The sequence below is a fragment of the Pseudomonas sp. P7758 genome, from assembly GCF_013386485.1.
Classification (GTDB): domain Bacteria; phylum Pseudomonadota; class Gammaproteobacteria; order Pseudomonadales; family Pseudomonadaceae; genus Aquipseudomonas.
This window is the reverse complement of record NZ_JACARS010000144.1, coordinates 33,476-58,835: the sequence shown is the minus strand read 5'-3', so window position 1 is coordinate 58,835 and position 25,360 is coordinate 33,476. Positions and strand designations below refer to the sequence as shown.

The 25,360-nt window shown below is 60.7% G+C and carries 17 protein-coding genes and 1 pseudogene; 15 read left to right on the top strand and 3 right to left on the bottom strand.

What is annotated here, in order from left to right:
* Positions 1–89: 89 nt before the first annotated feature.
* Positions 90–1,625, bottom strand: a complete 1,536-nt coding sequence (locus HX873_RS26840) for an efflux transporter outer membrane subunit (RefSeq protein WP_256349006.1) — start codon at positions 1,623–1,625, stop codon at positions 90–92.
* Positions 1,626–2,034: 409 nt separating this feature from the next.
* On the opposite strand from HX873_RS26840, the gene HX873_RS26835 reads away from it, so the two are divergent.
* The 4 genes from HX873_RS26835 to HX873_RS26820 all read left to right on the top strand — a co-directional run bounded on the left by HX873_RS26835 (position 2,035) and on the right by HX873_RS26820 (position 7,024).
* Positions 2,035–2,991 (top strand): ABC transporter substrate-binding protein, encoded by a 957-nt coding sequence (locus tag HX873_RS26835; RefSeq protein ID WP_177123459.1) that lies wholly within the window; start codon positions 2,035–2,037, stop codon positions 2,989–2,991.
* A gap of 23 nt (positions 2,992–3,014) precedes the next feature.
* On the top strand, positions 3,015–4,346 hold the full coding sequence (locus HX873_RS26830; RefSeq protein ID WP_177123458.1) for an LLM class flavin-dependent oxidoreductase: 1,332 nt from the start codon (positions 3,015–3,017) through the stop codon (positions 4,344–4,346).
* A 96-nt stretch (positions 4,347–4,442) separates the two neighbouring features.
* Entirely contained in the window at positions 4,443–6,389 is a 1,947-nt protein-coding gene (locus HX873_RS26825; RefSeq protein WP_177123457.1) for a PAS domain-containing sensor histidine kinase, read from the top strand.
* A gap of 32 nt (positions 6,390–6,421) precedes the next feature.
* The gene (locus tag HX873_RS26820; RefSeq protein ID WP_087693827.1) at positions 6,422–7,024 is read left to right on the top strand and encodes a dTMP kinase; all 603 of its coding nucleotides are present in this window, start codon (positions 6,422–6,424) and stop codon (positions 7,022–7,024) included.
* Between the two features lie 32 nt (positions 7,025–7,056).
* Here HX873_RS26820 and HX873_RS26815 read toward each other — a convergent pair whose 3' ends face one another.
* A complete protein-coding gene (locus tag HX873_RS26815; protein ID WP_177123456.1) occupies positions 7,057–8,184 on the bottom strand; it encodes an NAD(P)/FAD-dependent oxidoreductase in 1,128 nt (375 codons plus the stop codon).
* Positions 8,185–8,324: 140 nt separating this feature from the next.
* Here HX873_RS26815 and valS point away from each other — a divergent pair, with 140 nt between their 5' ends.
* From valS to HX873_RS26760, 11 genes and pseudogenes are all read left to right on the top strand, one after another.
* Complete coding sequence (gene valS / locus HX873_RS26810; RefSeq protein ID WP_177123455.1) at positions 8,325–10,892, top strand: valine--tRNA ligase; 2,568 nt, start codon at positions 8,325–8,327, stop codon at positions 10,890–10,892.
* A gap of 202 nt (positions 10,893–11,094) precedes the next feature.
* Complete coding sequence (locus HX873_RS26805; RefSeq protein ID WP_003217687.1) at positions 11,095–11,937, top strand: oxidoreductase; 843 nt, start codon at positions 11,095–11,097, stop codon at positions 11,935–11,937.
* A 17-nt stretch (positions 11,938–11,954) separates the two neighbouring features.
* Positions 11,955–12,893, top strand: a complete 939-nt coding sequence (locus HX873_RS26800; RefSeq protein ID WP_003217685.1) for an AraC family transcriptional regulator — start codon at positions 11,955–11,957, stop codon at positions 12,891–12,893.
* Between the two features lie 181 nt (positions 12,894–13,074).
* Positions 13,075–13,587, top strand: coding sequence for a sigma-70 family RNA polymerase sigma factor (locus HX873_RS26795; protein ID WP_003217684.1), 513 nt, complete (start codon positions 13,075–13,077; stop codon positions 13,585–13,587).
* Positions 13,584–14,537, top strand: a complete 954-nt coding sequence (locus HX873_RS26790; RefSeq protein WP_177123454.1) for a FecR domain-containing protein — start codon at positions 13,584–13,586, stop codon at positions 14,535–14,537. The genes HX873_RS26795 and HX873_RS26790 overlap by 4 nt, the downstream gene beginning before the upstream one ends.
* A 191-nt stretch (positions 14,538–14,728) precedes the next feature.
* Positions 14,729–17,668, top strand: coding sequence for a TonB-dependent receptor (locus tag HX873_RS26785; protein WP_177123453.1), 2,940 nt, complete (start codon positions 14,729–14,731; stop codon positions 17,666–17,668).
* A 129-nt stretch (positions 17,669–17,797) separates the two neighbouring features.
* On the top strand, positions 17,798–19,636 hold the full coding sequence (locus tag HX873_RS26780) for an extracellular solute-binding protein (RefSeq protein ID WP_177123463.1): 1,839 nt from the start codon (positions 17,798–17,800) through the stop codon (positions 19,634–19,636).
* On the top strand, positions 19,623–20,687 hold the full coding sequence (locus HX873_RS26775) for a microcin C ABC transporter permease YejB (RefSeq protein WP_008433386.1): 1,065 nt from the start codon (positions 19,623–19,625) through the stop codon (positions 20,685–20,687). Before HX873_RS26780 ends, HX873_RS26775 begins: the two co-directional genes overlap by 14 nt.
* Positions 20,687–21,709 (top strand): ABC transporter permease, encoded by a 1,023-nt coding sequence (locus HX873_RS26770; RefSeq protein WP_166742170.1) that lies wholly within the window; start codon positions 20,687–20,689, stop codon positions 21,707–21,709. The genes HX873_RS26775 and HX873_RS26770 overlap by 1 nt, the downstream gene beginning before the upstream one ends.
* A gap of 15 nt (positions 21,710–21,724) precedes the next feature.
* Positions 21,725–23,305 carry an ABC transporter ATP-binding protein gene (locus HX873_RS26765; RefSeq protein WP_177123452.1) on the top strand — a complete coding sequence of 527 codons (1,581 nt, stop codon included), beginning with the start codon at positions 21,725–21,727 and terminating at the stop codon, positions 23,303–23,305.
* 626 nt (positions 23,306–23,931) lie between these two features.
* Positions 23,932–25,080: pseudogene (locus HX873_RS26760) on the top strand (IS3 family transposase).
* Positions 25,081–25,095: 15 nt separating this feature from the next.
* Here HX873_RS26760 and HX873_RS26755 read toward each other — a convergent pair.
* Positions 25,096–25,314 (bottom strand): hypothetical protein, encoded by a 219-nt coding sequence (locus HX873_RS26755; protein ID WP_087693821.1) that lies wholly within the window; start codon positions 25,312–25,314, stop codon positions 25,096–25,098.
* Positions 25,315–25,360 lie beyond the last annotated feature (46 nt).

Genomic DNA, 25,360 nt, shown 5'->3' with positions numbered 1-25,360 from the left:
GCGCTTGCGCGGTGCGCCGGGCTCGGTGGGCAGGGGAGAGGCGGTTATGACGTCAGCCATGGATGTTCTCGCTGTTTCAAGAGTTCAGTTCAGTTGAACCGTGCCGAATCGGCAGGCGCTGCCTCGTTCCTGGCCGGCATGATCTCGTTCCACGAAGGCAGGCCGAACCGATCAGGCCGGCCCTTGGTGGCAGGGTCCACATCGGTACGGTTCCACCATCCGCCACCCAATGCCTGGAAGAGCGCGGTGGTGTCGCTGTAGCGGGAGGCCTGCGCCCTGACCCGGGCCAGCACGGTGTTCTGGTAGGTTTGCTGGGCCGTGAGCAGGTTGATGTACGCCACGGCACCGAGTTTGAACTGCGCCTGCACCAGGTCCAGGTTGGCTTGGGCAGAGCGCTCGGCCACCACCTGCTGGTTGAGCGCATCGGCATCCGCCTCCAGCGCCCGCAGTGCGTTGGCCACGTCCTGGAACGCGCCGATCACCGTGCCACGGTAGCGGGCTGCCGACTCGTCATAGGCGGCCACGGCAGCGCGTTTGCGATGTTCGAGTGCGCCGGCATCGAAGATCGGTTGGGTGATCGACCCGGCGAGGCTCCAGACCCCACTGCCCGCCGAAAACAGTTTGGTCCCGCTGGCCACCGTGGAGCCCACCGACCCGGTAATGCTGAACTGGGGCAACTGATTGGCGACGGCCACGCCGATATTGGCACTGGCCTGATGCAGTTGCGCCTGCGCGGAACGCACATCGGGCCGCTGGCCAACGATGGCCGAAGGCAGGCTGAGCGGCAGTTCTTCGGGCAGGTGCAGGGAGGCGAGGTTGAAGCGCTCGTCCCGGTCCTGGTTGGGAAACCGGCCGAGGTAGGCCATCAACTGGTTGCGGGTCTGGGCGAACTGCTTTTGCAGGGGCGGCAAGGTGGCACGGGTTTGCGCCAGCGCGGTCTGCTGTGTGAGCACGTCGGAGTCGCCGATCGCACCCAGCCGGCGCTGCGCCTGCAGGACGTCGAGCTGATCACTCTGTAGCCGAATGATGGTTTCGGTGGCGGCGATCTGGTCGCGTATAGAGGCCAGGCTGACTGCGGTGTTCACCACGTTGGAGGTCAAGGTGAGGTAGGTCGCCTCCAACTGGAAGCGTTCGTACTCGGCCTGGGCCGAGGTGGATTCAATTTGCCGGCGCGTGCCGCCGAACACATCCGGGGCGTAGGACACGCTCAGCGACGCCGAACTCACCGTGAGAATCGGCGACTCCGGCAGGCCCGAGGTGACGCCCGATACTTTCTCGCGGGCCTTCTGCACGTTGCCGCTCACCGAGGGAAACAGCGACGCCTGGTCGGCATAGACCAGCTCGTTGGCCTGGCGCAATGCCGCCTGCGCGGCGGTGACATCCGGGTTGGCGCGCAAGGCTTCCTCCACCAGCGCGTTCAGTTCCGGTGAGCGGAACAGCGTCCACCATTGCCCGGGAATATCCATCCCGGCGATCAACCGCTGCGCCGCACCGCCGGTGTCGATATCGGCCTTGGCGGTGGAGGTGAGTTTTTCTCGTGAATAATCGGCGTTCGCCGGCACCTCAGGGCGCGCGAAATCGGGCCCGACGGTGCAGCCGGCGAGGGCGATGCACAGCAGGCTCAAGGGAGCCAGAAGGTGTGGTGGTCGAAAAAGGGCGCGGCTGTGCGCCACTGGTTGCGGTGCCGATGCAAGCTGCCGAGGCTGCTCTTTCATATTTACTCTGATTAATCAGTTGGTTAACTGCTTTATTTGTTGAGCAATGAGTGCGCGGGCATCGGGCCATACGGCTGAAAAAATGGCGCGAGAGTCGCCGAATTCAAATCAGTGTAGGTGGTGCAGGCGGGTACGCAATGTCCGTGCGCGCCGACCACCCCCAAAAATGCATTTAACGCATTAATATCGAATTAGGTTATGCGTTATAAGTATTTTACATGCAGCCGTCAGCCCCTCATCGTAGCCCTCCCTACGAACACTGCCGAGACCGCACGCGCGGATCGACTTTCAATGCTTGAGAAGGCATCTGGAGACGAACGTGCGTTACCTGACAAAACTGGCGGCCGGGTTGGCCGCCACGCTGCTGTGCCTGACCGCGAACGCGCAAACGCTGGTGGTCGGAGACCAAAGCTACAACGCCCAGGCCGTGATGGAAGCGGCGGGGGTGCTGGATGATCTGCCCTACACCCTTGAATGGAAGCAATTCACCGCCGGGTCTCCGGTGGCGGAAGCCCTCAATACCAACAGCCTCGACATCGGCCTGCTCGGCGATGCGCCCGTGCTGTTCCTCGGTGCACTCGGCGCACCGATCAAGGTGATTGCCATCAGCCGGCAAAACCTCGAGGGCGTGGCCATTCTGGTGAAAAAGGATTCCTCGATCCACAGCCTTGCGGACCTCAAAGGCAAGCGCGCCGCCATCTGGAAAGGCTCCTGGAGCCAGCAACTGCTGCTGACCGCACTGGATAAGGCCGGCGTGCCGAAAGACGCCCTGGAGTTGCGCTACCTCAGTGCACTGGATGCTTCCCACGCACTGGAAGGCGGTTCGGTCGACGTCATCGCCACCTGGGAACCCTACGTCACCCAACAGGAACGCCAGGGTGCACGGGTATTGGCGACCGCAGACGGGCTGATCCCGGCCCAGAGTTTCGTCGCCGCCAGCACCAGGGCCATCGATAACAAGCGTGCGCAAATCAGCGATTTTCTCCAACGCCTGAAGAACGCCCGTGACTGGACGCGCCAAAGCCCGGCCAACGCCGACGCGTATGCAGATGCGTGGGCCAAACGCACCCGCGCAGATGCCGACATTGCCCGCGCCTGGTTTGCCCGGGCACGCACGACGGTCGAACCGGTGACAGCCCAGTCGCCTGTAGAAGCACAAAAGACCGTGGACTTTTTCGCAAGCCAGGGACTGGTCAAGTCTTACCCGGCAGCCAAGCTGTTCGACGACTCCTTCGCGGCGTCCTTGCAACCAGCCGTCGCCAGAACCCAGCCCTGAACGTTTCCAGGAATACGTTGGACATGACTAAAAGACAGCTCAAACTCGGCGCCCTGACCATGGGCTGCGGCGGGCCCGGCCGCCACAATCTGTGGCTCGACCCGCAATTGCCGGCCGATGCCAGCGTCAACGTCGACTGGTACATCGACATTGCACGCCAGGCCGAGGCGGCATTGTTCGACTTGATGTTCATCGTCGACAGCCAATTCATCACACCGGGTTCGCCATCCCACTACCTGAACCGGCTGGAGCCGCTGACGCTGTTATCGGCACTTGCCGTAAGCACCCGACACCTGGGCCTGGTCGGTACGCTGACGACCTCTTACAACTCGCCCTATAACGTCGCGCGGCGCCTGGCCTCACTCGACCTGATCAGCAAAGGCCGCGCCGGCTGGAACGTGGTCACCAGCGGCGACGCCGGTACCGCCGGCAACTACAGCCGCGACGAACATTATGACTACGACACCCGCTATGGCCGGGCGGCCGAACACGTCCAGGTCGTGCAGGGCCTGTGGAACTCCTATGAGGAAGATGCCTTCGTGCGTGACCGCGCCACCGGCCGGTTTCTCGACCCCGCCAAACTCCACAGCCTGAATCACAAGGGCGAGCACTTTTCCGTGGTCGGGCCGCTGAATATCCAGCGCTCACTCCAGGGCCAACCGGTGATCTTCCAGGCTGGCGATTCGGAACAAGGCCGCGACCTCGGCGCGGCCACGGCCGATGTGATCTTTACCCATGCGGCCAGCATCGAGCAGGGCCAGGCTTTTTATCGGGATATCAAGGGCAGGGCGCTGCAACATGGCCGTGACCCGGAGCAATTGCTGGTGATGCCCGGCGCCGAGATTTATGTGGGCGATACCGATGAACAGGCGCGTGAAATCGAGCGGCACTACCATCAGGCCGACCACAGTTTCGAGCTGGCGCTGAAGGAGTTCGGACGCAATTTCGGCTGGCATGATTTCAGCCAGTACGACCTTGATGCGCCGTTCCCGCAGGAAAGCCTGGAGGCGGCACGCAGCAGCTTTTTTACCGCGGCCAAACGCATTGCCGATCAGGCACGGGAGAAAGGTTTTACATTGCGCCAGGCGGTGGAGTTCGGCCGGCAACTGCGCCCGGGGGCGTTTGTCGGATCGGCGGATACCGTCGCTCGGAAAATGGCTGACTGGCTTGAAGCCCGCGCGGTGGATGGTTTCAATATCTACATCGGCCATCCGGAGCAGTTCAAGCGCTTCACGCACGAGGTCATCCCGTTGTTGCAGGAGCGCGGCGTGTATCGCACGGCTTATGAAGGTACGACCTTGCGGGAAAGCCTGGGATTGAAGATTCCACGGTTTGCGCGCAACGGCGGCGGTTGACTCAAAACAACTGTCCAGATGAATAAATTGGTGAGCCGGGGATTTTTTTAGACATACTGAGGGTTCAAGCCACTCATTTGTCCCGAGACTTTCCTGATGCCATCCCATCCTGCGCAAGGGCCTTTCAATCAGGACGACCGGTATCGACTGCTCGTCGACGCAGTGGTCGACTATGCCATCTATATGCTTGATACGAACGGCTTGATTCGCAGTTGGAACTCCGGGGCGAGAAAGATCAAGCAGTACGAACAGAGTGAAGTGCTGGGCAGGCATTTTTCGCTGTTCTACACCCCGGAAGACCTGGCCTCGGACTTGCCGGGCCGGGCACTCAAGAGCGCCGAGCAGTCAGGGCGCTTCGAGGGCGAAGGTTGGCGCATCCGCAAGGATGGGACTCGTCTCTGGGCACTGGTGATCATCGACCCGATACGCGCCGACGACGGCACGTTGATTGGCTTCGCCAAGGTCATACGGGACCTGACCGAGCGTAAGGCCGCGGAGCAGGCGCTGCGCCAGAGCGAGCAGCAATTCAGCCTGCTGGTGCAAGGCGTCACCGACTACGCGCTGTATATGCTGGACCCCAACGGCGTGATCACCACCTGGAACGCCGGCGCCCAGCGCATCAAGGGTTATCAGCCGGCAGAAGTCATCGGCAGGCATTACTCCATGTTCTTCCAGCGTGAGGACGTAGACCACAACGTCCCGCAGCGCGCCCTTGAAACGGTGGTCAGGGAAGGTCGTTACGAAGGGCAGGGCTGGCGCCTGCGCAAGGACGGCACGGGATTCCTCGCCCATGTGGTTATCGACCCGATCAAGAATGAACTGGGTGAGCTGGTGGGGTTTGCGAAGATCACCCGGGACGTTACCGAAAGCGTGCAGGCTCAACAGGAGATCAAGGAAACCCGAGAGGCGTTATTCCAATCCCAGAAAATGGAGTCCCTGGGCCAGCTCACCGGCGGCATCGCCCATGACTTCAACAACCTCCTGATGGTGATTCTGGGGAGTCTTGAACTCGCCAAGAAGCGTGTCCCGCAGGACTCGAGAACCTGCGCCTTACTGAATAATGCCATCGCGGGCGCCCAGCGGGGCGCAACGCTGACTCAGCGGATGCTGGCCTTTGCCCGTCGCCAGGAGCTTGACCCTCAGCCTGTGGATGTGGGCGATCTGATCCGCAACATGTCAGACCTGCTGTCCCGCATGTTGGGCGCAGGCATCAACGTCGACACACAGTTCCCATTGATCCTGCGGCCGGTATTGGTCGACATGAGCCAACTGGAAATGGCTGTGATGAACCTGGTGATCAACGCCCGGGACGCAATGGAAGGTCGGGGCAGGATCCTGATTTCAGCGCGGGAGGATTCGTTTCCCGGCGGGGCGAATGACTCGCAAAGGCTGATTTGCATCTCTGTCACCGACACCGGCCCCGGGATGAATGACGCGACCTTGCAACGGGCCATGGAGCCGTTCTTCACCACCAAGGGCGCGGGAAAAGGCACCGGGCTTGGGCTTTCGATGGTGCATGGCCTGGCGGCACAGTCACAGGGCCACTTTGTGCTGAAGAGTCGGGTAGGAGAGGGCACAGCCGCAGAGCTCTGGTTACCGGTGGCGGTGACCGACACCACACAGTCTGCGGCGCTGGCATCAACTGCAGATACACCCGATGCAGCCCATCAGCAATGCCTCGAGATTCTGCTGGTAGATGACGACCCGCTGGTGCTGATCAGCACCGGGGCGATGCTTGAAGACCTGGGCCATCATGTTGTGTCGGCAGGAGACGGCCATGCTGCGTTGGCGTTCCTGGCGCAAGGCGCGTGCTTTGACCTGGTCGTGACAGACATGGCAATGCCGGACATGACCGGGATCGAGCTTGCCGGCAACATCGAGTCGTTGTATCCCAACCTTCCCATCATTCTTTCCTCGGGCTTTGCGGAAATCTCCCTGGACCTCAAGACCACATTGACGCGCTTACCCAAGCCATTCGATCAATCTGCACTGGCCAAGGTGATCGCCGAAACCATGCGCAGCCGGACCGACAAGCCGTGTTGAGCCAGGCGGCTGGCCGTCCGTTGTTTGTTTCCATGGATGGCCCCAAGGGTACTGGCAAAACCACATTGCTGGAGTCCGTAACAAAAGCGCTTAGGGCTGACAACAGAATGGTGATCCGGCTTTGCGAGAGAAAAAGCGATCCCTTCAGAAGTGAAACAATGACCCTCGTTAACAGACTCGCCAGGCATCCCGGCCTGGATCTGGAGTGGGAGGTTTGTGAACGCTTCGCTGATAGCCGCGCGTGGATTTCCCGGCACGTGCTGGCTAGACAGCCTCCAGGCAGCATCGTCCTGATCGACCGCTGGTACCCGTCTGATGCCGCGTTTCGCCGGGAAGTCCCGCTGGCAGAAATCCTGCAGTTGAACATTGATCGAAACGTGCAAGTGCCGGACCTGCATATCGGGGTCGTCACCGACCCTGATATTTCATGGGCACGGGCCGCGGCACGCCGGCGCGGACTGAGCAGTACCGTGATCCACACGCTGGCAGAACATGTCGCCTGTACCCGGGCGTTCGAGCGAGCGGTTGCGGATCACGGCTGGGTGTTATGCCGGAATGAAGGAACCATTGAGGGCGCAACACGGCAGGTGGTTGCCGAAATTTATAACGTCCTTGAGTCCTTCCAGTGTGATTGACCCCGCCGATACGGTCGGCTATCGAGCCCTGTTCAGGCACTTGCCCCGTTGAACATGCTGACCAGGCTATAGGGTGCATCGTCACCAAACAGCAACTCATGCAGTTCATTCCCCTCGGCAGCCATTTGCGCGCTGCGCGGGAACATGGCCTGTTCGTATTCGCCCAGGGCGGCTTCGACGTCATCAGGGTATGAGGCGATGGCCTTGCCGAGTTCGGCACCATCGTACATGGCCAGGTTCGCGCCTTCGCCATTCGGGGCCGCAAGGTGTGCGGCATCACCGATCAGCGTTACGCCCGGCACCCGGTCCCAGCGGTGCTCAACCGGCAGCATAAAGAGCGGGCGCCATACCAGTTCGGTGTCGCTGTCGGTGATCAATGCCGTGAGGGCAGGGGACCAGCCAGCGAATTCCTGCGCGATCCGTGCCGCCGCCGTTGCCGTGTCGGTGAAATCGATGGCGGCAAACCAGCTTTGGGATTCGGTGAGCACTACGTAGGTGTGCAGCGTGGCGCCCGTCTCACGGTGCGCCTGGATCCCTTTTCCCGGTTGAAGTGCGAACATCGCACCGCCACCTACCGCCCTGGAGGTGGCCGGGTGCCGGGCGTCGCTGTCATACAGGTAGGTTTCGATCAACGAGCGGCCCATGTACTCGGGGGCAGCGTCGCTGAGCAGCGGCCGGACCTTTGACCAGGCTCCGTCCGCGCCAACCAGCAGGTGGGTGGCAACGCAAGTACCGTCGGCGAAGGTCACTTCGTGGCGACCCTCGCCGAGGGCGCGCACGCCCTTGACCTTGTGGCCCCAACGCACAGTACCGGCGGGCAGTGAATCGAGGAGCATCTTGCGCAGTTCGCCACGCATGACCTCGGGACGGCCGCCTGTGCCGTCGTCGGGTTGATCCAACAGAGTGGCACCCTGCCAATCAAGCACCCGAGTCGCCTCGCGACCTTTCAGGATAAGCGCGCGGAACTCGTCCGTCAGGCCCGCTGCCTGCAAGGCCAGTTGGCCGTTGTAGTCGTGGATATCGAGCATCCCGCCTTGGGCGCGTGCGGTTGCCGACGGCTCTGCTTCATAGACGGTGGCGGCAATACCGTGGACGTACAGCACGCGGGCCAGGATGAGACCGCCCAGGCCAGCACCGATGATTGTGACGGGGGTGTGCATAGGGTACCTGTTGAATGTGAGAAATCTTCCGGACTGTTTTTACGCTATTTTGTGGAAAAAATGGCCTGGTTCAAGGGGTTTACTTTCCGCAGGCGATTGAATATAAAGTTTGCTTCGGCGCACAACCGTTGTTGCGCCCCATGATGTTGACAGGAGGAAGCTATGTCACCGTTAAACGTGATGAAGTTCTAAACGATCAAACCGTCACCCCCTCGCTTGAAAACCTCGAAACACGCTGGTCTCAGCATTGGCAGCTCGAAGGCACGTATGCCTTTGACCACAGCGCCCAACGCGACGCTGTATTCTCCATCGACACGCCGCCACCGACAGCCTCAGGTTCGTTGCACGTTGGCCATGTCTTCAGCTACACCCACACCGATATCATCGCCCGGTTCCAGCGGATGCGCGGCAAGGCTGTGTTCTACCCCATGGGTTGGGACGACAATGGCTTGCCGACGGAACGCAGGGTCGAAAATTTCTACGGCGTACGTTGCGACTCGTTGGCCGCTTACCAGCCTGGCTTCAAACCCTCCGAGTCAATTCCATTAAAACGGGCTGACTTTGCCGTCATCAGTCGGCGCAACTTTATCGAGTTGTGCCATGAGCTGACGGCCATCGATGAGCAAGCGTTCCGTGCACTGTTCGTGCAACTGGGCTTGTCCGTTGATTGGAGTCTTTCATACGCCACCATTGATGAACGCTCCCAACGAGCCAGTCAGCGCGCGTTACTGCGTAACTACCAGCGTGGCGAACTGTATAGCCAGGAGGCTCCGTGTCTCTGGGATGTGACGTTCCAGACGGCCGTAGCCCAGGCAGAGCTTGAGGAGCGCGAGGTTGCGGGTGCGTATCACGAGCTCGGCTTCGACGCGGCTGATGGTGCCGAACTGAAGATTGCTACGACTCGACCTGAGTTGCTGATGGCATGCGTGGCGCTGGTGGCTCACCCGGACGACGCTCGTTATCAGGCGAGGTTCGGGCAGACCGTGCGTGCGCCGATTTTTGACCTGGACGTTCCGCTGCTGGCCCACCCTTTGGGTGACCCCGGCAAGGGCACCGGGTTGGCGATGGTCTGCACCTTTGGCGATCTAACCGATGTGATTTGGTGGCGGGAGTTGCAGCTGCCCACACGGTCAGTCCTGGGAAAGGACGGGCGCCTGTTACTTGAGACGCCCTCCTGGTTGACGACTCCGCGCAGCCAACAGGCCTACGCAGGCCTGGCCGGCCGTACCCTGTCCCAGGTTCGTACGCAGCTCGTTTCGATGTTGCGTGACTGCGGCGCCATGCGAGATGAACCACGACCGATTAAACACGCGGTAAAGTTCTTCGAGAAAGGCGACCGGCCTTTGGAAATTCTCGCGACGCGGCAATGGTACTTGCGCAATGGCGGACGCGACGCGAACCTGAGGGACGTGTTGCTCGACGCTGGCCAGGCGTTGGACTGGCATCCGCCGCACATGCTCAGGCGTTACGAGCATTGGGTAGGGGGGTTGAATGGAGACTGGCTAATCAGTCGCCAACGTACGTTCGGCGTGCCGATTCCGTTCTGGTATCGCCTGGACGCGCAAGGCGAAGCCGAGCATGGCGCTCCGATTATCGCCAGTGAGGCAAGCCTGCCTGTCGATCCAGGCCTGGATACACCGCCTGGGTATCGACCCGAACAACGTGGTCAACCCAACGGGTTTATCGGTGAACAAGACATCATGGACACCTGGGCCACCAGTTCCCTGACGCCTCAGATTGCCGGCGGCTGGGGAGAGGACGATGGGTTGTTTGCCAAAATATACCCGATGGACCTCAGGCCCCAAGGTCACGACATAATCCGAACCTGGCTGTTCTCGACACTGGTACGCAGCCATTTTGAACACGGTTGCGCGCCATGGCGCAACGTCGCGCTTTCCGGGTGGATCCTTGATCCTGATCGCAAGAAAATGTCCAAGTCCAAGGGGAATGTGGTCACCCCTCAAGCCTTGCTCGACCAGTATGGAAGTGACGGCGTGCGCTATTGGGCGGCCTCGGCGCGGCTCGGCAGTGACACAGCCTTTGAAGAGCAGCAGATGAAAATCGGCCGCCGCCTGGCCGTCAAGCTGTTCAATCTTTCGAGGTTGGTTCAAGGCTTTGCGAAGGATGACACCGGGGATATCGACCAACCGCTGGATCAAGCCATGCTTGAACGCTTGGGTGGCGTAGTCCAGGACGCTACCGCCGCGCTGGAGGCCTATGACTACAGCGGGGCGTTGTCGCGTATCGAAGGATTCTTCTGGTGGTTTTGCGATGACTACGTCGAATTGGTCAAACGTCGTGCCTATCGACCCGACGGCTACTCGGCGCGTAATGCATTGGCACATGCGCTGAGCGTGCAGCAGCGACTGTTTGCGCCATTTCTGCCCTTTGTGTGTGAGGAGGTCTGGCAATCCTGGAATTGCAGCTCAGTGCACAAGGCGCCCTGGCCGCAAGGGGGCGCTTGCCCTGACGCGGCTGTTGAACAGTTATTGATGAGCCTGAGCAGCGTGCTGTCTGCGATTCGCAAAGCAAAGTCTGACGCCAGCCAATCCATGAAGGCTCCGGTAGCACGTGTTGAGCTGGTCGACAGCGCCGCGCAGCTTGAACTGATAAAAGGCGTCAGCCAAGACCTGATAGAGGCGGGGCAGGTCGAGGCCTTGGTGTTTATAGAGGGCGCGGAGCGGCAGGTCGATGTCTGGCTGACGTAACGTGGAGTGGTGCCGACCGCCTCAGTGACACCCACTGGGGCGGGCCGGACCACGCATCAGCCTGCGTCAATCGAGCCACATCGGGACAATTGAGCGTATGAGCAGAAGCGAATAGGAATAGGCAAGCCTCATAGATGATCCGGCATAGGTCGCCAGCGGTGGCTTGGCTACCATTAGCACTCAGTAACCGAGAGGAATTTCCATGAGCACTCGCAAAACCCTGTTCATCACCGGCATCAGCAGCGGCTTTGGCAAGGCCCTCGCGACCGAGGCACTGGCTGCAGGCCACCGTGTCATTGGTACCGTTCGAAACGAAGCCGCGCTGCAAACGTTCGAGGCATTATCAGCGGAGCGTGCTCATGGCGTGATCCTGGATGTCACCGACTTTGAGCGGATCGACAGCGTCGTTGCCGAGATCGAGACCCGCTACGGCCCGGTGGATGTCCTGGTGAACAACGCAGGTTACGGCCATGAGGGCATTTTCGAAGAGTCGCCGCTGGAAGAAATGCGTCGTCAGTTCGACGTCAACGTGTTCGGCGCCGTTGCCGTGACCAAGGCGTTCGTGCCGTACTTCCGCCAGCGCCGCAGCGGGCACATCATCAACATCACGTCCATGGGCGGCACCATCACGATGCCGGGTATCGCCTACTACTGCGCCAGCAAGTTCGCGCTGGAAGGCATCTCCGACACCCTGAGCAAAGAACTCAAGCCATTCAACATTTTTGTCACCGCTGTGGCGCCAGGCTCATTTCGCACCGATTGGGCCGGCCGCTCGATGCAGCGTACGCCCCGCAGCATCGCCGACTACGATGCCAGCTTTGATCCGGTACGCCAGGCGCGCGAAGCGAAAAGCGGCCACCAACTGGGGGACCCGCAAAAAGCTGCGCAAGCCATGCTGCAGTTGATCGCCAGCGACAACCCACCGGCCCACCTGCTGCTCGGCAGCGATGCCATAGGCTTTGTGCGCGAAAAGCTGACGCAATCCCTGCGTGACATCGACCAATGGGAAGCACTGACACGCTCTACGGATGGTCACGCTTCGTGAAACCGCAAGAGGGGCCTATGAATCATTTTGCAGCGCGAACCCGGCGCATGGTCCAACTGATGGAGCAGTTGGCCCCCCTGGAGGGCTACAACCTGAGCGCACTGGAAGACATACGCTTCCTGCGCTCCAATCGCCCGCTGACCCGCACGCCAGTGCTCTACGAGCCTGGCATCGTCATCCTGTGCCAGGGGCGCAAGCTCGGCTATCTGGGCGATGAGGTCTACCTTTACGACGCCCAGCACTACCTGGTGGTGTCTGTGCCAGTGCCTTTCACCATGGAAACCGACGCCAGCGAAGAGGAACCGATGCTGGCGGTATACATGCGCCTGGATTTCAAACTCGCTGGCGAACTGATCCTGGAAATTGACGAAAAATCCGGTCCGACCCACGAACGTCCCAAAGGCATGTATTCCTCGCCGATGGACGAGATGTTGCGCGAGTCCACACTGCGCTTTCTCGAAGCGATGAGCCATCCGGTCGACGGCCCGATCCTCGGCCCCTCGCTGGTGCGCGAGATTTACTACCGGATCATCGCAGGTGAACAAGGAGGGTCCATGCGGGCGGCCCTTGGCAAGCAAGGCCATTTCGCAAAGGTGACCCGCGCCATTCGCAAGATACACAGCTGTTACCAGGAGCGGCTGGACGTCGAGTGCCTGGCCCAGGAGGCGAGTATGAGTGTACCCAGCTTTCATCTGCACTTTCGAACAGTCACCGACTCCTCACCCATGCAGTACCTGAAATCGACTCGTCTGCACCAGGCAAGGTTGTTGATGCTCCGCGACGACATGTCGGCCTCATCTGCGGCTTTTAACGTGGGCTATGAAAGCGCATCGCAGTTCAGCCGAGAGTTCAAGCGCTACTTCGGCCGCACACCCCATGCTGAAGTCGAATGGATGAAAGCAACCTATTCGCTGCCAGCGCCGGCGCAGCCTTCTGTCTATGTGTCTTCGCACTGACCTGACAGCCAGAGCGCTGGCCCGTATCTGATTTTTCTGCATATGCCAATTTGACAGGCTATTGTTATTTTTTATTCTTTCCTAACCTATGCTCCCCTCATGCAAAGTCCGCCTCCAGCGATGGCTTTCCATTGCTCATCAACCGCCAGGCTGAATGGCCTTTATTCGCATGGAGCATGCAATGGGTGTGAATCAGAACCCACATTTCGGTCTGATTGGGCAGATGTTCAAAAGTGACTACAGTTGGCTTTGCACGCGGGTAAGCCGGGCGATGGGTTGCGCCCATGGGGCTCAGGACATTGCATCGGAGACCTTCCTGCGGGTACTGGCATTGCCCGACCCTTCGCAAATCCGCGAGCCGCGGGCGTTGCTGACCACCATCGCGCGGCGCCTGATGTATGAGGGCTGGCGTCGCCAGGACCTGGAACGTGCCTACCTGGAAGCATTGGCCCAGGCGCCGATGATGGTGCACCCGTCGCCCGAGGAGCGTTTGCTGTTGATCGAGACGCTGCTGGAAGTCGACCGCTTGCTCGACGGTTTGTCGGCCAAGGCCAAGGCGGCGTTTTTGTATCACCAGCTGGACGGTTTGACCTATGCGCAGATCGCCGAGCGCCTGCAGGTCTCGGTCAGCCGGGTTCAGCAGTACATGGCCGATGCGTTCAAGCGCTGCTACCTGGCGATGACACAGCCATGAGCCACAGCGCGCCGGATGAGGCGATCATCGACGAGGCAGCACAGTGGATGGCGTTGCTGCAATCCGGGCACGCCAGCGCTCAGGAGCACCAGGCGTTCCGTCGCTGGAGTGAGGGCGACCCACGGCGTGCCGAAATCTTCAACATGATGGGCGGCGTTCCGGCCGTGCTGAACAATGACGAACTGCGCCGCATGCCCCGCGACAGCCTGTTGCACACCCTCAACGCACCGTCGGGCCGCCGGCGCTTCTTGCGCAATACCCTGGCGCTGGTTGGCGTTGTGTCGTTTGGAAGTCTGATCACGCGGCTGTCCGACACCTGGTTGCCGTTGGGCGCTTTGCGCACCGGTACGGGCGAGCGCCTGAACCTCACGCTGGAGGATGGCAGTGCATTGACCCTGGATGCGCGCAGCAAGGTGCTGACGCATTTCGATGCTCGGCAACGGCTGTTGCAGTTGCTCGACGGCAAGCTGCTGGTGGACGTTTTCAAGGACAGTCTCAGACCGTTTATCGTCGAGACCGAACACGGCCGCATGCGCGCCTTGGGCACGCGGTTTCTGGTACAGCAGGGCGAGGATCGAACCCAAATCACGATGCTGCATTCCCAGGTGGAAATCACCACGCGCGACGGCGCTGTGCAGGTGATCAGTGCCGGCCAGAAAGCCACGTTCAATGCCCATGGCATCCTCGACCTGGAAACCGCCAGCGGCGGCGAGGCCTCGTGGACCCACGGCTTGCTGGAAGTGCGTGACCGCTCATTGGGTGAAGTGGTGCAAGCCCTGCGTGACTACCGGCGCGGCATCATCCGCGTCAGCCCCGAGGCGGCGAGCCTGAGGCTGAGCGGGATTTTCCCGCTGGACGACAGCCAGGGCGCCCTGCAATTGCTGGCCAAATCCCTGCCGGTGCAGATCGATTATCACAGCCCTTATTGGGTCAGTATCGAGCGCCGATAAAAATAATTTTCCCAGCCCTATAAAACCCCCGCCACTGTTGCACAACCCAATACAGGCCAGGGTGTATCTGCCTGGGAGTGTTGTTTCGAGGCGTTATAAACCCATGCTTTTTTAGCCTAACGGCCGCCTATAAAAAACCCCGATCTGTTGTTCAACCCATCAACGGCATATCAATGATGGGAACCTCAACCATGCAACTCAAACCTCTCAGTCGCGCATCTCTGGCGGCACTGTCTCTGACGATTGGCCTGACTTTGGCGGGACATGGCACGGCGGTGCTGGCACAGCCGCTGTCTGCGATATCGACCACCCAGACTTTTGATTTTGATATCGCCAGCGGCCCCCTCGACCAAGCGCTGTTGACCCTGTCACGCAGCAGCGGGCAGATCATTTCCTTCCAGCAAGACCTTGTGCAAGGCCTGACCAGCGCGCCGGTGCGGGGCACCTTCACCACCGAGCAAGCGCTGCGACAGGCACTGCGCGGTGCAGCCCTTGACGCCGTGCCCAGTGGCGACGGCGGTTGGACCCTGCGCCGGGCGGCCAAGCCACCTGCAGCGGCGGTCAAGGCTGCGCCCACGGCGGCGAAAGTCCCGGGTGATGTGGCGTTGGAAAAGGTCGTGGTCACGGGGTCACGCATTGCCCGTGCCCAGGTTGAAGGGCCGTCGCCGGTCACGGTCATCACCGCTGACGAAGTCACCCGCAGGGGCTACAAAAACGTCTACGACGCCATCGCCTCGCAAACCCAGAACACCGGCATGACCCAGGGCGAAGACTACGGCAACACCTTCCAACCGGCCGCCAGTGCCCTCAACCTGCGAGGGCTGGGGCCGAACCACACACTGGTGCTGATCAACGGCAGGCGCGTGGCCGACTACCCCACGGCGTACGACGGCGCGGTCAACTTCACCAACCTGGCGAACATCCCGGCGGTGATGATCGAGCGTATCGAGATCCTCAGCAGCGGCGCCTCGGCGGTGTATGGCTCCGACGCGATTGCCGGGGTGGTGAACATCATCCTCAAAGACAAAATCAGCGGCGTGGACGTCAATCTGCGTGGTGGCGCCGCCGAGCGTGGTGGCGGCGGCAACCAGCGCCTGCAGATCAGCGGCGGCGACACCTGGGGCGATTTTGACGGGGTATTCGGCCTGGAGCTGACCCAGCGCCAACCGATCTGGGCCAACCAGCGCGGCTTTATGAGCGACGGCCCGGCCAAGGATGTGGGCTACCGCCGTAACCTCGACAGCGGCGCCTACCTCGGCCCCGGCTGCGGCGCCTATGGCGGTATCTACAACGGCAAGCTCGGTGGCAGCAGCACCCGCTGCACCACCAACCAGTACTACAACGACTACTGGACCTTGCAGGCGCAAAAGGAAAACTATGACGGCTACACGCGCGGCACCTGGCACTTCAGCGACACCGGCAAAGTGTTCGCCGACTTGATGTTTGGCTTTGATCACACGCAGAACAACACGCGCGGCCCAAGCTTCACCTCGCCGGACTTTATCAACCGCAACACCGGTAACCTGGAGCGCTGGTCACGCAACTTTTCCAGCGAGGAAATCGGTGGCAAGACCAGCAACAACAGCAAATGGCGCGAAGTGTCCTGGACCGGCACCCTGGGCCTGGAAGACAAGTTCACCAACAGTGATTGGGGTTATCAGATTGCGGCGAACCGCTCCGAGTACACCAGCGACCGCACCACCCGCTACACGCCTTTGAGCGGCATCCGCGATTACTACCTCGGGCCGCAACTGGGCACGCAGGACGGGCACCCGGTCTTCGCGCCAGACCCTTCGCGGCTGGACCAGCCGCTGACTCCGGAGCAGTGGGATCAGTTTCGCGGCAACCTGGTGCAGAAGAGTAAATCGGTTTCCCAAACCTTCAGCGCCAACATCAACGGCGACCTGTTCGAGCTGCCCGCCGGGCCGGTGGGCTTTGCCGGTGTGACCGAAGTGGGGCGGCAATCCTACAGCGTCGATGTCGACGACCAACTCAATGACGGCACGTTTTACAACACCACGCCGGCCTCCAATTCAGGCGGTTCGCGTGACCGCTACGCCGCGGGTGGCGAGCTGAGCATTCCCGTTACCGACACCTTGCTCGCCTCGGCGGCCGGGCGCTGGGACCAATACAAATTCAGTGGCCGCACCGAGCAACAAAAAACCTACAACCTGGGCCTGGAATGGCGCCCGGTGACCAGCCTGCTGTTTCGTGGTAGCTACGGCACCAGCTTTCGCGCACCCGACCTCAACTACCTCTACCAGGCCGCGACCAATGGCTACACGCCTGACCAGATCGACTATTACGGTTGCAGCAAGGGCGTAGAAGGGGCGTGTGACCGAGGCCGCGTGGATTACACCCAGACCGGTAATTCGGACCTCGCCTCCGAGCGTGGCAAGTCCTGGACGTATGGCTTTGTCTGGTCGCCCTCGCATCAGTTTGATTTCTCCGCCGACTTCTGGCGCGTCGAAATCAAGGACCTGTTGACCACCGTCGACATCAACCGCTTGCTGCAACAGGAAAACCAGTGCCGCAACGGCCAGCTTGATGCGACCACTTGCGCCGACGTCCTGGCACGCATCCAGCGCAATGCCAGCACGGCGGCAGTGGACCCGAACGTGCTGCAACGGGTGCAGGTCAATGCGATCAACGCCGCCAGCGAGCGGGTCAGCGGCCTGGACCTCAAGAGTAATATTCGCTGGGGCGCAGGCCAGTACGGCGCGTTCAGTTCGGCGATTGGCTACAGCCTGGTGCTGTCCCACTACCTCAAGGAATCGGACGATGCGCAAACCCAGAACCTGCGCTCCAGCACCGACAACCACGACTGGCGCAGCAAGGTCAACGCGAGCCTGACCTGGGACTACCAGCACCTCACCACCACGCTGACCGGCATTCGCTACGGCAGCGTGACTAATGGCGCCGGAGATGGGCGCCTGTCGCCCTGGACCACCTTCAACGCCAGCGCCCGTTACCAGGTGAACGAGCAGGCGAGTGTCGGCCTGACCGTCAACAACCTGCTCAATCAGGTCAAGCACGATGACTCCGCCGGCTGGCCGTATTACCCCAGCGGCAACTACGACCCCTATGGCCGCCAGGTCTGGCTGGACGTGAGTTACCACTTCGGCAAGTAGTGCATAAGCACATGCGCTAACGGTCTAACCGGTGCTCTATAAAAACCCTGGCGTCGACGCACAACCCTGCATAAGTGAGCCTTCAGTGTTTTTGGAAAAGGAGTTGAGTTTGTGAGCCTGTTTCGCTTCATGGTGTGGGCACTGCTGACGGGCCTTTGGGCGCCGTCACTGCTCGCTCAACCGACGCACGCTTTGACGGTATACGGCGAAGCGCCCAAGTACCCGGCCAACTTCAAACACCTGGATTACGTCAACCCGAACGCGCCCAAGGGCGGCAGTTTTCGTCGCTCGTCCATGGAAGGCGGGGCGTTTGATCACCTGATCCCGTATGTCGACAAAGGCACCGGCATCACCCAGATCCAGGGTTGGCTCTACAGCCCGTTGGCGTACCGTTCGCAGGATGAGCCGTACACCGTGTACGGGTTGGTCGCGCAAGGCATGGAGCTGGCAGATGACCATTCATGGCTGCGTTTCTACCTCAATCCCAAGGCGCGGTTTGCCGATGGCACGCCCATCACCGCGCAGGACGTGGCCTACACCTTCAAGCTGTTCACCACCGAAGGCAGCCTGGCGTATCGCCAAAGCTTTGCCGATGTGGACCAGGTGCTGGTGGAATCGCCGACCCAAGTGCGGTTCACCTTCAAAAGCGCCGACAATCGCACCTTGCCCCTGGACCTCGCTTCACTGCCGGTGCTGCCGGAACATTGGTGGCAGGGGCGCAATTTCGCCAACGGCGGCGGCTTTGAACCGCCGGTGGGCAGCGGCCCGTACCGTATCAGCAGCGTGGACAACGGCCGCAGTGTCACCTTCGAACGGGTCAAGGACTGGTGGGGGCGAGACCTGCCGGTGACGCAGGGGCAGTACAACTTCGACACCCTGCGGCTTGAGTTTTTTGCCGACGGCGACGTGTCGCGCCAGATCCTGCAAGCCCAGGGTTACGACTTCAATCGCGAATTTTCCGCCACCAGTTATTCGGTGGGCTACGACGGCGAGGCCTTGCGCGACGGTCGTCTGCAACGTGAACAACTGGCACCGAATGCCGTGCAGGGCACCCAGGGTTTTGTGTTCAACCTGCAAAAACCGCAGTTCCAGGACCGCCGCGTGCGTGAGGCGCTGAGCCTGTTGTGGGATTTCGACTGGAGCAACCGGCAGATGATGCACAGCCTGTACCTGCGTCAGCGCAGCTTCTTTTCCCGCAGCGCATTGGCGGCCACCCAGCTGCCGGATGCCCAGGAGCTGGCCATTCTGGAACCCTGGCGCGGGCAAGTGCCGGAGGAGGTGTTCACCCAGGTCTACCAGCCGCCGCGCACCGATGGCAGCGGGCGCATTCGGCCGCAGCAGGCGCGAGCGCTGAAGTTACTGGCCGAGGCGGGCTGGACGCCGCGCGGCGACCAGTTGGTTAACGCCGAGGGCACGCCGTTGCAGTTCACCTTCCTGAATGCCCAGAAAGGCTTCGAGCGTTTGCTGCTGCCCTACAAACGCAACCTGGCGCAGATCGGCATCGGCTTCACGATCCGCATGATCGACTCGGCCCAATACGCCAACCGCGTGCGCGCACGGGACTACGACATGATCGTCAACGGCTACCCGGTCAGCCCATCGCCGGGCCGCGAGCTGACCAACTACTTCGGTTCCGAGAGTGCCGATGACCCTGGCTCCAACAATTACATGGCACTGCGCAACCCGGCGGTGGACGCCTTGATCGATGGCCTTGTCCGCGCCAACGACCGCCCGACCATGGTGCGCTACGCCCATGCCCTCGACCGCGTGTTGCAGTGGGGCTTCTACTGGATTCCCAACTATTACCCGCCGGGCTCGTCCTCGCTGTGGTGGAACCGTTTTGGTCGGCCCCGCACAGCGCCGCTCAATGACGTGGGCATCGACACCTGGTGGGAAGTGAGCCCGACACCGCTGACCACCGCACAGATGCGTCAACTGACTGAGGTCTCCCAACATGCTGGCCTATAGCGCGCGCCGTTTATTGCTGATCGTGCCGACGTTGGTGTGCATCCTGCTGGTCAACTTTTTTATCGTGCAAGCCGCCCCGGGTGGCCCGGTTGAGCAAGCCATCGCGCGCTTGCAAGGCATCGGCAGCCAAGCGTCGGTGGCCGGCACACGGGTGGAAACCGGCAGCAATGAATCGCGCACAACTCGTGGCCTGGACCCCGCGCTGGTGGCCGATATCGAGCGCCAATACGGCTTCGACAAGCCCCTTGGCGCGCGCCTGTGGTTAATGCTCAGCAGCTACGCGCGGCTGGATTTTGGCGATAGCTTCTTTCGCGGCGCCAAGGTCACCGACCTGATCCTGCAAAAACTGCCGGTGACTTTGTCCCTGGGCTTCTGGGCCACGCTGATCAGCTACCTGGTGTCAATCCCGCTGGGCATCCGCAAGGCCGTGCGCCATGGCAGCCGCTTCGATGTGTGGAGCAGTGCGGCGGTCATTATCGGCCACGCCATGCCGGCGTTCCTGTTCGCCTTGCTGCTGATCGTGGTATTCGGCGGCGGTAGCCTGTTGAACTGGTTTCCGGTGCGCGGCCTGGTCTCGGAGAACTTTGCCAGCCTGTCATGGGCGGGCAAGGTCGTGGACTACTTCTGGCACCTTGTCTTGCCGGTATCGGCGCTGGTGATTGGCGGCTTTGCCACACTGACCATCCTCACCAAAAACAGCTTCCTCGACGAGATCAGCCGCCAGTACGTAGTGACCGCGCGGGCCAAGGGTTTCAGCGAAAAACAGGTGCTGTACAAACACGTGTTTCGCAACGCCATGCTGCTGATCGTGGTTGGCCTGCCCCAGGCGCTCACCGCGATGTTGTTCGGCGGCTCGTTGCTGATTGAAGTGATTTTCTCCCTCGACGGCCTCGGTCGCCTGAGCTACGAAGCGGCAGTGGCACGGGACTATCCCGTGGTCTTCGGCACGCTGTTTATCTTTACCCTGGTCGGGTTGGTCATCAAGTTGCTGGGCGACCTGTGCTACCGCCTGCTGGACCCCCGGCTGGATTTTTCCGCGAGGTCGCATTGATGCCGGTTTTTACTCCGATTACTCGTCGCCGCTGGCTGCACTTCAAGCGCAATCGCCGCGGCTGGTGGTCGCTGTGGATGTTCCTGGCGCTGTTCGCCGTTTGCCTGGGTGCCGAACTGCTGGCCAACGACAAGCCACTGGTGATGGCGTACCAGGGCTCACTGTATTTCCCGGCCTTCGAGCGCTACACCGAGCAGGATTTCGGCGGCACGTTGCCGTTTCAGCCGGATTACCGTGACCCTTACGTGCATGAACTGATTGAAGGGCAGGGCGGCTGGATGCTGTTTGCGCCTATTCCGTTCAGCTACGACACGGTCAACTACGACCTCACGACCCCTTCGCCGGCGCCGCCCAGCGCGAGCAACTGGCTGGGCACCGATGATCAAGCCCGGGATGTATTGGCGCGGGTGATTTTCGGCACCCGGGTATCGCTGTTATTTGCCTTGGCGCTGACCGTGGTGAGCACTTTGATCGGGGTCGCCGCCGGCGCGCTGCAAGGCTATTACGCCGGTTGGGTCGACCTGTTGGGGCAGCGCCTGATCGAGATCTGGTCGGGGCTACCGGTCCTGTACTTGCTGATCATCTTGTCCGGATTTGTCGAACCGGGTTTCTGGTGGCTGCTGGGGATCATGGCGCTGTTTTCCTGGCTGACCCTGGTGGATGTGGTGCGCGCCGAGTTCCTGCGCGGGCGCAACCTGGAGTACGTGAAGGCCGCGCGGGCCCTGGGTGTGGGCGATGTTCAGGTGATGTTGCGGCACATTCTGCCCAACGCGCTGACTGCCACCTTGACCTACTTGCCGTTCATTTTGACCGGGGCCATTTCGACCCTCACCGCCCTGGATTTTCTTGGCTTCGGCATGCCCACGGGCAGTGCGTCCCTGGGTGAGTTGATCGGCCAGGGAAAAAACAACCTGCAAGCCCCGTGGCTGGCGCTGACCGCGTTTTTTACGTTGGCGTTGATCCTGTCCCTGTTGGTGTTTATCGGCGAAGCCTGCCGCGACGCCTTCGACCCCCGATCCTGATAAGCGAGCTGTGCCGTGACTGACACGTTGATTGAAATTCGTAACCTGAAAGTGGCGTTCGACGGGCACAAAGCGGTGCGTGGCATCGACCTGGATATTCACCCGGGCGAGTGCCTGGCGCTGGTGGGCGAGTCGGGCTCCGGCAAATCGGTGACCGCCCACTCGATCCTGCAATTGCTGCCGCCCCACACCACGCGTACCCAGGGCAGTATTCGCTACCAGGGCGAAGAGCTGCTCGGCGCGCGGCCGGAGCGTTTAAGGCAGATTCGCGGCGATCGCATCGCGATGATCTTTCAGGAGCCGATGACCTCGCTCAACCCGCTGTACAGCGTCGAACGGCAGTTGTCCGAAACCCTGCTGCTGCACAAAGGCCTGGGCGGTGCGGCGGCGCGTGAGCGCGTGTTGGAGTTGCTCGAACTGGTGGGCATCCAGCAGCCGCGCCAGCGCCTTGCGGCGTACCCGCATCAGCTCTCCGGGGGGCAGCGCCAGCGGGTGATGATCGCCATGGCCCTTGCTTGCGAACCGCTGCTGCTGATTGCCGACGAGCCCACCACGGCCCTGGACGTGACCGTGCAGCGACGCATTCTTGCGCTGCTAAAAGACCTGCAGCAACGCCTGGGCATGGCGCTGCTGTTGATCAGCCACGACCTCAACGTGGTGCGCAGCATCGCCCAGCGCGTGGCGGTGATGCGCGCCGGCCAGATCGTCGAACAGGCCGACTGCCAGGCACTGTTTGCCGCGCCGCAGCACGCCTACAGCCGGCAGTTGCTCGAAGCCGAGCCCGAGGGCAGGGCGGTGGTGCGTGAGACGGCAGACAACCTGCTGGAAGTGGACAGCCTCAAGGTCTGGTTCCCGCAAGGCGGCCTGCTGCGGCGCAAACCGCCGATCAAGGCGGTGGACGGCATCGACCTGCGCCTGCAACGTGGCAAAACCTTGGGCATTGTTGGCGAATCCGGCTCGGGCAAATCCACCCTTGGCCAGGCGATCCTGCGGTTGATCGACGCCCAAGGCAGCATTCGCTTCCAGGGCCAGGCCCTCGACGCACTCAAAGGCAAGGCCCTGCGTCCCTGGCGGCGCAAACTACAGGTGGTGTTTCAAGACCCGTTCGGCAGCCTCAGTCCGCGCATGAGCGTGCAGCAAATCATCGAAGAAGGCCTGCGCGTACACACGGACCTCAATGCTTGCGCGCGCGAAGCTCAAGTGATTGCCGTGCTGCGCGACGTCGGACTCGACCCCGATACGCGCCATCGCTTCCCCCACGAATTCTCCGGCGGCCAGCGCCAACGCATCGCGATCGCCCGCGCACTGGTGATCAAGCCGGATTTGATATTGCTCGACGAACCCACCTCAGCCCTCGACCGCACCGTGCAAAAGCAGGTGGTGAGCTTGCTGCGCAGGTTGCAGGAGGAGCACGGGCTGACCTACTTGTTTATCAGCCACGACCTGGCGGTGGTAAGGGCGTTGGCTCACGACTTGATCGTGGTGAAGGATGGCGTGGTCGTGGAGGCGGGGAGTACCGAGCAATTGTTCGACGCACCGGAGCATGCCTATACGCGGGATTTGCTGGTAGCGTCGTCGTTGAGGAATCGCGAGTAGTACAGCCTAGTGGGCGCTGATCTCACGCTTTACCGTCTGCTGTGCTTCTGCCAACAACCAGTCCCGGAACGTCGTCAGTTTGGGCAGGCTGGCGCACTCAGGCCGATAAATGACGTAGTAGGCCAGATCCGAGTGTTCGGCGTAATGGCGGTCGGGGTTTTTTCGTCGGGTGGGCTGCTGTCGGCTTATGGCTGGAACACAGTGCTGTAGGTTTCGCTTTTACCGCTGGTGTTGGCTGTCGTCGCGCTGGCACTGACTGTCCCCAAGTACATGGCCGGTCGGTTTGATCTGAAAGGGCAAGGTGCGTTAGCCACTCGAGCGCATTTCCTGCTCAAGCAAATCCCGGGCGCTATACGTCATTTAACAAGTGGGCGATGCCAGATGTTCACAAGCTGCTCGTAAGCCCACTCCGCTGGGCTCAATGCGCTCAAAATGAATGTGCTTGTTCATCGATTAATGTTCATGGACGAGGTTTTCCGCTCGTCTGGTCGATCCGACCTTTGTCAGCTACTTAAGCGGTGGCTGGCGGCGAGGGCCTGAACGGCGGCCCTTTTGTCTAACGTGTGAATCGCCCCGGGTTTCATAGACACCTCTTTGCCTTAAACTGAGGCCAATTAGGAGGTGCCATGAGCAACCCGCGTTACTCCGAAGAATTCAAAATCCAAGCAGTCAATCAAGTGACCGAAAAGAAGCTGCCTGTCGCTGAGGTAGCCGCCCGTCTCGGCGTGTCGACGCATAGCCTCTATGCCTGGATAAAGCGCTACAGCAAACCCCAAGAAGAACGGCAGCAGGATGATGATCAGCACGCTGAACTGCGTCGCCTGAGAGCGGAACTTAAGCGCGTCACTGAAGAGCGAGACATATTAAAAAGGCCGCCGCGTACTTTGCCAAGGAGTGCGGTTGAAGTACGCCTTTATCAAGCAGCGAGCGGGCGACTATTCGATTCGACGGCTTTGCCTGACGCTGAAAGTCCATCCCAGTGGTTATTACGCTTGGTTGTCTGAACCGCAATCTGCACGTGCTAAAGACGATCAACGATCACTGGGTTTGATCAAGCATTCGTGGCTGGAAAGCGGTGGCGTTTATGGCTATCGAAAAATCCATGACGATCTGCGCGAGGTCGGTGAGGATTGTGGTCGGCATCGTGTGGCGAGGCTGATGCGTCTTGAAGGTCTGCGCTCTCAGACAGGGTACCGACTCCGCCCTGGCAAGTACGGCGATAAGCCAGCGGTCGCTTCACCCAATTTACTGAAGCGCCAGTTCGATGTCGTAGAATCCAACAAAGTTTGGGTCACCGATATCACCTACATTCGCACGTATGAAGGCTGGCTGTATTTGGCGGTGGTGCTGGATCTGTTTTCTCGTCAGGTCGTCGGCTGGTCAATGAAGTCGCAGATGACCAGTGATTTGGCCATTGATGCGTTATTGATGGCGGTTTGGAGGCGTAAACCGAACCAGGAGGTGATGGTTCACTACGACCAAGGTAGCCAGTACAGCAGCTATGATTGGCGCAGCTTTTTGAAGGCAAACAATTTGGTTGCCAGCATGAGTCGCCGAGGCAACTGTCATGACAACGCCGTGGCCGAGAGCTTTTTCCAGCTTCTGAAACGGAACGGATCAAGCGGAGAATCTACACCACGCAGGAAGACGCTCGTAGTGATGTGTTCGATTACATCGAGATGTTCTACAACGTAAAACGCCGCCATGGTTTCAACAATCAGCTGTCACCGGTAGAGTTTAAAAAGCGTTACGCAATGAGCTTGCAAGGTGTCTAGAGAATCCGGGGCGATTCACAGTGCCTCATATTCTCGCGTGGCCATTTCCTTTGAAAGTTCGCGCAAAAATTCCGCCTCGCTTTGCAGCAGCGTGACGATATTTAGGACATTACTGGCTTCGGCCGCGGTCAACTTGCGCAATAGACTCAGCAAGTCAACGGCGCAGGCTTCGTTAACGGAGGCTGACTCTATCAGCCTTAGTTGCCGTTTTTGAATCTCGTGCAAAGGATCCATCATTCAAACCTTGGGAGCGGTTGAGTTAGTCTTTAGCTGACAAGAC